The sequence below is a fragment of the Pseudomonas sp. AP42 genome, assembly GCF_001728935.1.
In the GTDB taxonomy this organism is placed as follows: Bacteria; Pseudomonadota; Gammaproteobacteria; order Pseudomonadales; family Pseudomonadaceae; genus Aquipseudomonas; species Aquipseudomonas lactis.
Genome location: NZ_LYSO01000183.1, coordinates 1 through 7,240, shown reverse-complemented (window position 1 = coordinate 7,240; position 7,240 = coordinate 1). Strand labels below are relative to the sequence as shown.

Annotated in this window: 8 protein-coding genes; 1 reads left to right on the top strand and 7 read right to left on the bottom strand. The window is 61.6% G+C overall.

Annotation, left to right across the window (positions count from 1 at the left end; translation table 11 throughout):
* Positions 1–160 precede the first annotated feature (160 nt).
* The 7 genes from A7K61_RS30000 to ctlX all read right to left on the bottom strand — a co-directional run bounded on the left by A7K61_RS30000 (position 161) and on the right by ctlX (position 6,042).
* Positions 161–658: an Lrp/AsnC family transcriptional regulator gene (locus tag A7K61_RS30000; protein WP_003192319.1), complete on the bottom strand. Its 498-nt coding sequence runs from the start codon at positions 656–658 to the stop codon at positions 161–163.
* Positions 659–662: 4 nt separating this feature from the next.
* The gene (locus A7K61_RS29995) at positions 663–1,493 is read right to left on the bottom strand and encodes an ABC transporter ATP-binding protein (protein WP_228391100.1); all 831 of its coding nucleotides are present in this window, start codon (positions 1,491–1,493) and stop codon (positions 663–665) included.
* A gap of 3 nt (positions 1,494–1,496) precedes the next feature.
* Positions 1,497–2,210 carry an ABC transporter permease gene (locus A7K61_RS29990; protein ID WP_044272478.1) on the bottom strand — a complete coding sequence of 238 codons (714 nt, stop codon included), beginning with the start codon at positions 2,208–2,210 and terminating at the stop codon, positions 1,497–1,499.
* Positions 2,207–2,908, bottom strand: a complete 702-nt coding sequence (locus tag A7K61_RS29985) for an ABC transporter permease (RefSeq protein WP_014719023.1) — start codon at positions 2,906–2,908, stop codon at positions 2,207–2,209. Before A7K61_RS29985 ends, A7K61_RS29990 begins: the two co-directional genes overlap by 4 nt.
* Positions 2,909–3,050: 142 nt before the next feature.
* A complete protein-coding gene (locus A7K61_RS29980) occupies positions 3,051–3,830 on the bottom strand; it encodes an ABC transporter substrate-binding protein (protein ID WP_032896457.1) in 780 nt (259 codons plus the stop codon).
* Positions 3,831–4,057: 227 nt separating this feature from the next.
* Positions 4,058–5,104: an ornithine cyclodeaminase gene (locus A7K61_RS29975; RefSeq protein WP_044272485.1), complete on the bottom strand. Its 1,047-nt coding sequence runs from the start codon at positions 5,102–5,104 to the stop codon at positions 4,058–4,060.
* Between the two features lie 11 nt (positions 5,105–5,115).
* Complete coding sequence (ctlX, locus tag A7K61_RS29970) at positions 5,116–6,042, bottom strand: citrulline utilization hydrolase CtlX (RefSeq protein ID WP_044272489.1); 927 nt, start codon at positions 6,040–6,042, stop codon at positions 5,116–5,118.
* Positions 6,043–6,325: 283 nt separating this feature from the next.
* On the opposite strand from ctlX, the gene A7K61_RS31980 reads away from it, so the two are divergent.
* Positions 6,326–7,219, top strand: a complete 894-nt coding sequence (locus tag A7K61_RS31980; RefSeq protein WP_083263136.1) for a GNAT family acetyltransferase — start codon at positions 6,326–6,328, stop codon at positions 7,217–7,219.
* The last annotated feature ends 21 nt before the right edge of the window (positions 7,220–7,240 follow it).

Here is a 7,240-nt window from a genome sequence, read left to right as displayed (position 1 = left end):
GCACCCGGTCCAACTGTGTTGACCGTCAGGCCGCCTTCGCGAGCAAGCCCGCTCCCACAGTTTGACCGCGGGGTATCAGGGAGGCAGGTGTCGGCTGTCAGGCCGCCATCGCAGGCAAGCCAGCTCCCACACAAGCCAGCTCCCACACAAACCAGCTGGATCAGGCCAGTTCAGTCGCGGTGTTCTTGACCACCGCCAACTCCGGATGCGCCACCAACTTATCAATGTGCAACTCATCATTGTTCAACCAGGTCTCGGTCAGCACCCGATAATGCTCCATGTCGCGGCACCGCATGCGCAGGCTGTAGTCGAACGGCCCGCTGATCAACTGGCATTCGAACACCTGCGGGCAGGCTTTGACGCAGGCTTCGAAGGCCTTTTGCGCCGAGCGCCCGCTTTGGTTGGACAAGGCCACCAGCACCAGCAGCGACAGCCCCGGTGAGACCATCTGCACATCGATGATCGCCCCATACCCACGGATCACCCCGCGGCGCTCCAATTTGCGCACCCGCTCCAGGCAGGGCCTGGGGGTGAGGTGCACCAGTGACGAGAGCTTTTCGTAGGTGATACGCCCCTGATGCCTGAGTACGTCGATGATCGCTTCGTCGATGCGATCCAGCGTAGGGGAAGAATGGGGTCCGTTGGCCTTGGTATCCATGAGTTCACTTCAAACGGTTGGAAAGAAATTGCTGCAAGCGTTCGCTGGTGGGATGGTCGAGGATCTCGGCGCCGCCGTGTTCCTCGACTCGGCCCTGGTGCAGGAACAGCACTTGGCTGGACACCTGGCGGGCAAAGCCCATTTCGTGGGTGACCATCAGCATGGTACGACCTTCCTCGGCCAACGTCTGTATGACTTTTAGCACTTCTCCTACAAGCTCCGGGTCCAGGGCCGAGGTGGGTTCATCGAACAGGATAATCTCCGGTTCCATCGCCAGCGCCCGCGCAATGGCCACGCGCTGCTGCTGGCCACCGGACAGGAACGCCGGGTATTGGTCCGCCACGCGGCTGGGCAGGCCGACCTTGTCGAGGTACAGCCGCGCACGTTTCTCGGCTTCGGCAGCGCTCACGTTCAGCACCCGGCGCGGGGCCATGGTGATGTTTTCCAGCACGGTCATGTGGCTCCACAGGTTGAAGTGCTGGAACACCATGGCCAGGCGCGTGCGCAGGTTTTGCAGTTGCGCCTGATGCGGCGCGCGGGTGCCGGCGCGGCCTGGTTGCATTTCGATGCTGATGCCGTCCAGGGTAATCACCCCGGCGTCAGGCTGTTCCAGAAAGTTGATGCACCGCAGCATCGTGCTTTTGCCCGAGCCGCTGGCGCCGATCAGGCTGATCACATCGCCCTGGCGGGCATTGAGGGACACGCCCTTGAGCACTTCGTGTTCGCCGTAGCGTTTATGGATACCTTCGACTTGCAGTTTGATGGCCGCCGTGGCGGTTTTGCCGACGGGTACATCCAGCGGATAAGCGGCCAGGGCCTGCGCGGACTGATTCATGGGTTAGCCTCGGGTAGGAACAAGAAAACGCATCCAGCGACGTTCGGCCAGCCTGAACAGGCCCACCAGTGCAAAGGACAGCAGCATGTAGAGCAGGGCGGCGATGCCGAACGCCTGGAAGGTCAGGAACGTCTCGGCATTCGCATCGCGGGCGACCTTGAGGATGTCGGCGACGGTGGCGGTGAACGCCAGCGACGTGGCGTGCAGCATCAGGATCATTTCATTGCTGTAGGCCGGCAGGGCGCGACGCAAGGCGGCGGGCACGATCACAAACAGGTTCAGCCGCCAGCCGTGCAAGCCATAGGCGCGTGCCGCTTCGAGCTCGCCATGGGGGATGTTGCGGATCGCCCCGGCGAAGATTTCCACGGTATAGGCGCAGGTGTTGAGCACAAACGCCAACAGCGTGCAGTTCAGCGCATTGCGGAAAAACTGGTTGAGCAGGGCGTTGTCCTGCACCACTTCCAGGCTGTACAGCCCGGTGTAGCAAATCAGCAGTTGGATATACAGCGGCGTGCCACGGAACAAATAGGTGTAGACCTCCACCGGCCAGCGCAGCCAGAAGTGCTCTGAGACGCGTGCCAGCGCCAGGGGGATCGACAGGCCAAAGCCCAGCACCACCGAGATAATGAACAGCCACAAGGTCATGGCAACACCGGACACGCCGCTGCCATCGCTGAACAGGTAGGCCAGGCCGTATTGCTGGAACAGTTCGATCATCGCGCCATCCCCTTGATGCCCAGGTTGTAGCGCCGCTCCAGGCGCTTGAAGATGCGGTTGGAGAGGGTGGTAATCACCAGGTACACCAGGCCGGCGAGGATCAGGAAGTACAGCGGCTCGCTGGTGGATTTGCCGGCGTTCTGCGCGGCCTTGACCAAGTCTGACAGGCCGATGATCGACACCAGCGCCGTGGACTTGAGCAGCACCAGCCAGTTATTGCCCAAGCCCGGCAGGGCAAAGCGCATCAGTTGCGGGAACAGCACCAGGTGAAAACGCTGCCAGCGGCTCAGGCCGTAGGCGGTGGCGGCTTCCAGTTGGCCCGCCGGCACACTGAGGATCGCGCCCCGGAAGTTCTCGGTGAAATATGCGCCGTAGATAAAGCCCAGGGTGATCACCCCGGCGGTAAACGGGTCGATTTCAACGTAGTCCCAGCCGAACGCTTCGGTCAGGTCGTTGAGCCACAGTTGCAGGCTGTAGAAGATCAGCAGGATCAGCACCAGGTCCGGCACGCTGCGGATCAACGTGGTGTAGAGCGTGGCCGGCACGCGCAGCCATTTGGCGCTGGAGAGTTTGGCACCCGCGGCGACCAGGCCCAGGGTAAGGCTCAGGGCCAGGGCGAGGAACGCCAGCTTGAGCGTCATCCAGGCACCCTGGGCCAGCATGGGGCCGTAGCCTTGCAGGTTGAGGAGGTCGTTCATGGAAAGGAGATCTCTTTTTATGTAGGAGCGAGCTTGCTCGCGAAAAACTCAAGGGCGCCGCGTTCATGCTGGTTTAACGCGTTATCGTTGACGATTTTCGCGAGCAAGCTCGCTCCTACAGGGGATTTTGCTGGCGCGGGGATTACTCGTTGTAGATGTCCTGATCGCCAAAGTATTTCTTCTGGATCTGGGCGTAGGTGCCATCGGCCTGGACGGCGGCGATGCCCTTGTTGATCAGCTCACGCAATGCCTGGTCGTTCTTGCGCAGGCCCATGGCGATGTCCAGGGGCAGGGTCGGGTCCTTGAAGGCCGGGCCGGTCTTGAAGTCGGCGCCTTCGGGCTTGGACAGGAAGTTGAGCTGGGCTTCGAGCTTGTCCGTCAGGGTGGCGTCGAGGCGGCCATTTTGCAGGTCGGCGTAGTTCTGTTCCTGGGACTGGTACGCCTTGATCTGTGCACCGAGCTTGGCCAGGTGCGCGCGGGCATAGGCTTCCTGCAACGAGCCTTGCAGCACGCCAACCTGCTTGCCGTTCAGCGACTCGGGGGTATCACCGAAGGTGGCGTTTTTGCGGGTGATCACCGAGGTGGGGCTGAGGAACAGGCGGTCGGTGAAGTCGATGACTTTCTCACGGGCCGGGGTCACGGCCATGGAGGACATGATCGCGTCGAACTTGCGCGCACGCAGGGCCGGGATCATGCCGTCGAATTCGTTGTGCACCCAGGTGCATTTCACTTCGAGCTTGGCGCAGATGGCGTTGCCCAATTCGATATCGAAGCCTTGCAAGCTGCCATCGGCGGCGACGGATTCGAAGGGCGGGTATTCGGGGAACACGCCAAACCGGATTTCTTTCCAGTCCTGGGCGTGGGCAGCAGTGGCGCACAGTGGCAACAGCAACGCAGCGAAGAGTGATCGCAGAGGAGTCATGTGTCGGTCCCTATATTTTGTAATTGATGTCAGGGGCAGTGAATAACTGGGAGCAGAGAATGCTTCATGATGGTGCGTTTTTTGTGTCGTTTACCCCCTGTGCAAAGCGCAAATTGCGCTGTTAAAACAAGCAATGCAGCGGAATCGGCTGTGGCACCGGCAAAATCGGCTTTCAACCTGTGTAAATCTGGCCTGCCTTGGGCGCAAAGCGGCAGGCCAGAGCGGTCTCAGGCGCGCTTTTTATGCTGTGCCAAAGGTTGCTGGGCCAGGCGTGCAAACAGGTCTTTCGGGTCGGCCAGGTCTGGCACCAGCTCCAGCTCACTGCCCACTTCCAACGCCTTGGCCACGTCCAGTACATAGCGCAGGGCCGAGTAGTCTTCGATGGCGAAACCCACCGAGTCGAACAGGGTGATTTGGCGGTCATTCTCGCGGCCGGGCTGTTGGCCATTGATCACTTGCCACAGCTCGGTGACCGGCGAATCTTCCGGCATGTGCTGGATTTCGCCTTCGATGCGGCTTTGCGGTTCGTACTCGACGATCACCCGGGCGCGCTCGACGATGCGTCGATCCAGCTCGGTCTTGCCCGGGCAGTCACCGCCCACGGCATTGAGGTGCATGCCCGGCTCGATCATCTCGTCAGTCAGGATGGTGGCGTAGGCTTTGTCGGCCGTAACGGTGGTGACAATGTCCGCGCCTTTGACCGCCTCGGCGACGCTGGCGGCCAGGATCACCTTGATGGCCGGGAACGCCTTGAGGTTGGCGGCGAGCTTGGCGGTGGCCTGGGGGTCGATGTCGAACAGGCGGATTTCAGTAATGCCGAGCATGGCGTGGAAGGCCAGGGCCTGGAACTCGCTCTGGCAGCCGTTACCGATCAGCGCCATGCTGCGGCTGTTGGCGCGGGCCAGGTAGCGGGCGACCAGGGCCGAGGTTGCAGCGGTGCGGATCGCGGTGGTGAGGGTCATTTCCGCCAGCAGCACCGGTTTGCCGGTGTCGACGTCGCCCAAGGCACCGAACGCCATCACGGTGAGCATGCCGGCCAGGGTGTTTTTCGGGTGGCCGTTGACGTATTTGAAGGCGTACAGCGAGGCGTCGGATACCGGCATCAACTCGATCACGCCATCCGGTGAGTGGTTGGCCAGGCGCGCGCATTTTTCGAACTCCTGCCAGCGCAGGTAGTCGGCGCGAATGTAGTCGGCCATCTCGGTGATGCAGGTTTGCAGGCCTTTTTGCGAAACCAGGTAGCTGAGGTCGTTGACGTCGATATAACGGGTCATGGCAAGACTCCTTATTGAAATGAGGGACGGGCCGGCAGATGCACTTCGGCCAGCATGCAGCGGGCACTGCCGCCGCCGATGCGTTCGATGTTGTCAATGTTCACCACCACCGGCCGCGTATGGCGCTCCACGTGCTGGCGCTGCGCCGGATGCAGGGCGCCCCAGGCACTGGCGGACATCACCAGCAACGGCTGGCCGTCCCGGTCGTGGACTTCCAGCATGTTGCCGGCGAAGGCTTCCAACTGGTCAAAATCCAGGCTGAGGATGTCCTTGCCGGTGTCGCGCAGGGAGCGCTCCAGGGCCAGGCGCTCGCTGTCGTCGGGCAGGGCTTGCAGGCACACCACCGCGAGGTCGCGGCCAACGCTCATCATCACGTTGCTGTGATAGATGGGGGCCTGGTGGCGGTCCAGGGCGTGGAACACGCAGAGTTGGTAATCGAGGCGTTCGGCAAACTGGCGCAACGCCGCGTGGTGGGTGCGCCCCGAATGGCAGGCGTAGCTGATGCGGTGCTGGCGGTCGAGCACCATGCTGCCGGTGCCTTCCAGGAAGATGTTCTGTTGTTCCAAGTGGCTGAGGTCGATGGTGGTGTGGATTGCAAAGCGTTGCTCCAGGACTTGCAGCACGCCCTTGTTGCGCTCCAGTCGGCGGTTCTGGCCTTCCATGGGGTAGAGCACCAGGCTGCCGTCGGCATGGCTGCTCCACCAGTTGTTGGGGAAGATCGAGTCGGGCGTGTGGGGCGCCGGCGTGTCCTGCACCACCAGCACCTCCACACCCTGCTGGCGCAGGGTGTCGACATAACCGTCGAACTCCTCCAGCGCTTTGTGCTGTGCACTGAGCGGGTCCAGCGGCGGGCGTTGGAAACGGTTGTTGATCGCGGTATCCGGGTTGAAGGCAAAGCGCGCCGGGCGGATCATCAGGACGGTGTTGGTGGTTTGCATGGGGGCACGGGTCCGTGGGGGATCTTGTGCCGCTATTTTGTGCGTTGTGGGGAAAGGATCCCGGCTGAAACAGCGGGATGGCTCAGCCAAGAAAGCTGAAAACGGGAGTGGCGCAGCCGAATCGGCTGCCGGATTGAAATGTGGACAAATGTGGGAGCGGGCTTGCTCACGAATGCGGTCTGTCTGCACTGAATCTGGTGACTGACACTCCGCATTCGCGAGCAAGCCCGCTCCCACATTGGTATTGTTGTGGCTGTTATAGCGCTGTCAGCCAGGAGGAACCATGTCTACCGCTGTTCGCCTTGCCCAACCCTCAGATGCCGAGGGCATCAGCCAAGTCATCCTGGCTGCGCTGCACAGCAGCAACGCAGGTGATTACCCCGCAGATGTGATTGCGCGGGTTGCCAGCAACTTCACCCCCGACGCGGTGCTGGCGTTGCTCCAGCGGCGGGTGGTGCTTGTGGCAACGGAGGATCAACTGATCGTCGCTACGGCGGCGTTTGATGGCAATGTGGTGCGCTCGGTGTTCGTCAACCCGGCGCTGCAAGGGCAGGGCATCGGCCGGTTATTGATGATCGAGATCGAACTGCGCGCCCGTGAAGCCGGCGTGACGGTCTTGAGCGTGCCGTCCTCGCTGACGGCGCAAGCCTTCTACGCCAAGCTGGGCTTTCACAACGTGCGTGACGTGTACCACGGCAACGAGCGCACGTTGGTGATGGAAAAGGTGCTGTTGTCCCGGCATCCCATCGGGCCGTATCGCGACCGTGAGCATCGTGCCCAGGTGATCGAGTTATGGCAGCAGGCGTTTGGCTATGACACGGCCCATAAACTGCCGAGCCTGGCGATTGATAAGAAACTGGCGGTCAATGACGGGTTGTTCTTTGTTGCCACCGACAACAAAGCTGTGATCGGTACCATCCTCGCCGGCTATGACGGGCATCGTGGCTGGTTGTATTCGGTGGCGGTACATGCCGACTATCGGCGCCATGGCCTGGGATCGTCGCTGGTGCGCTATGCCGAACAGGCATTGACGGCGCTGGGTTGCATGAAGATCAACCTGCAGATCACCGGCGGCAATGACGCGGTGGTGGGGTTTTATGAGGCGCTGGGGTATGGGGTGGAGCCGCGGATCAGTATGGGCAAGAAGATTGGCGAGAATATTGCGCCACGCTCTTGAAGGCGCAGAAACCAGTGTGGG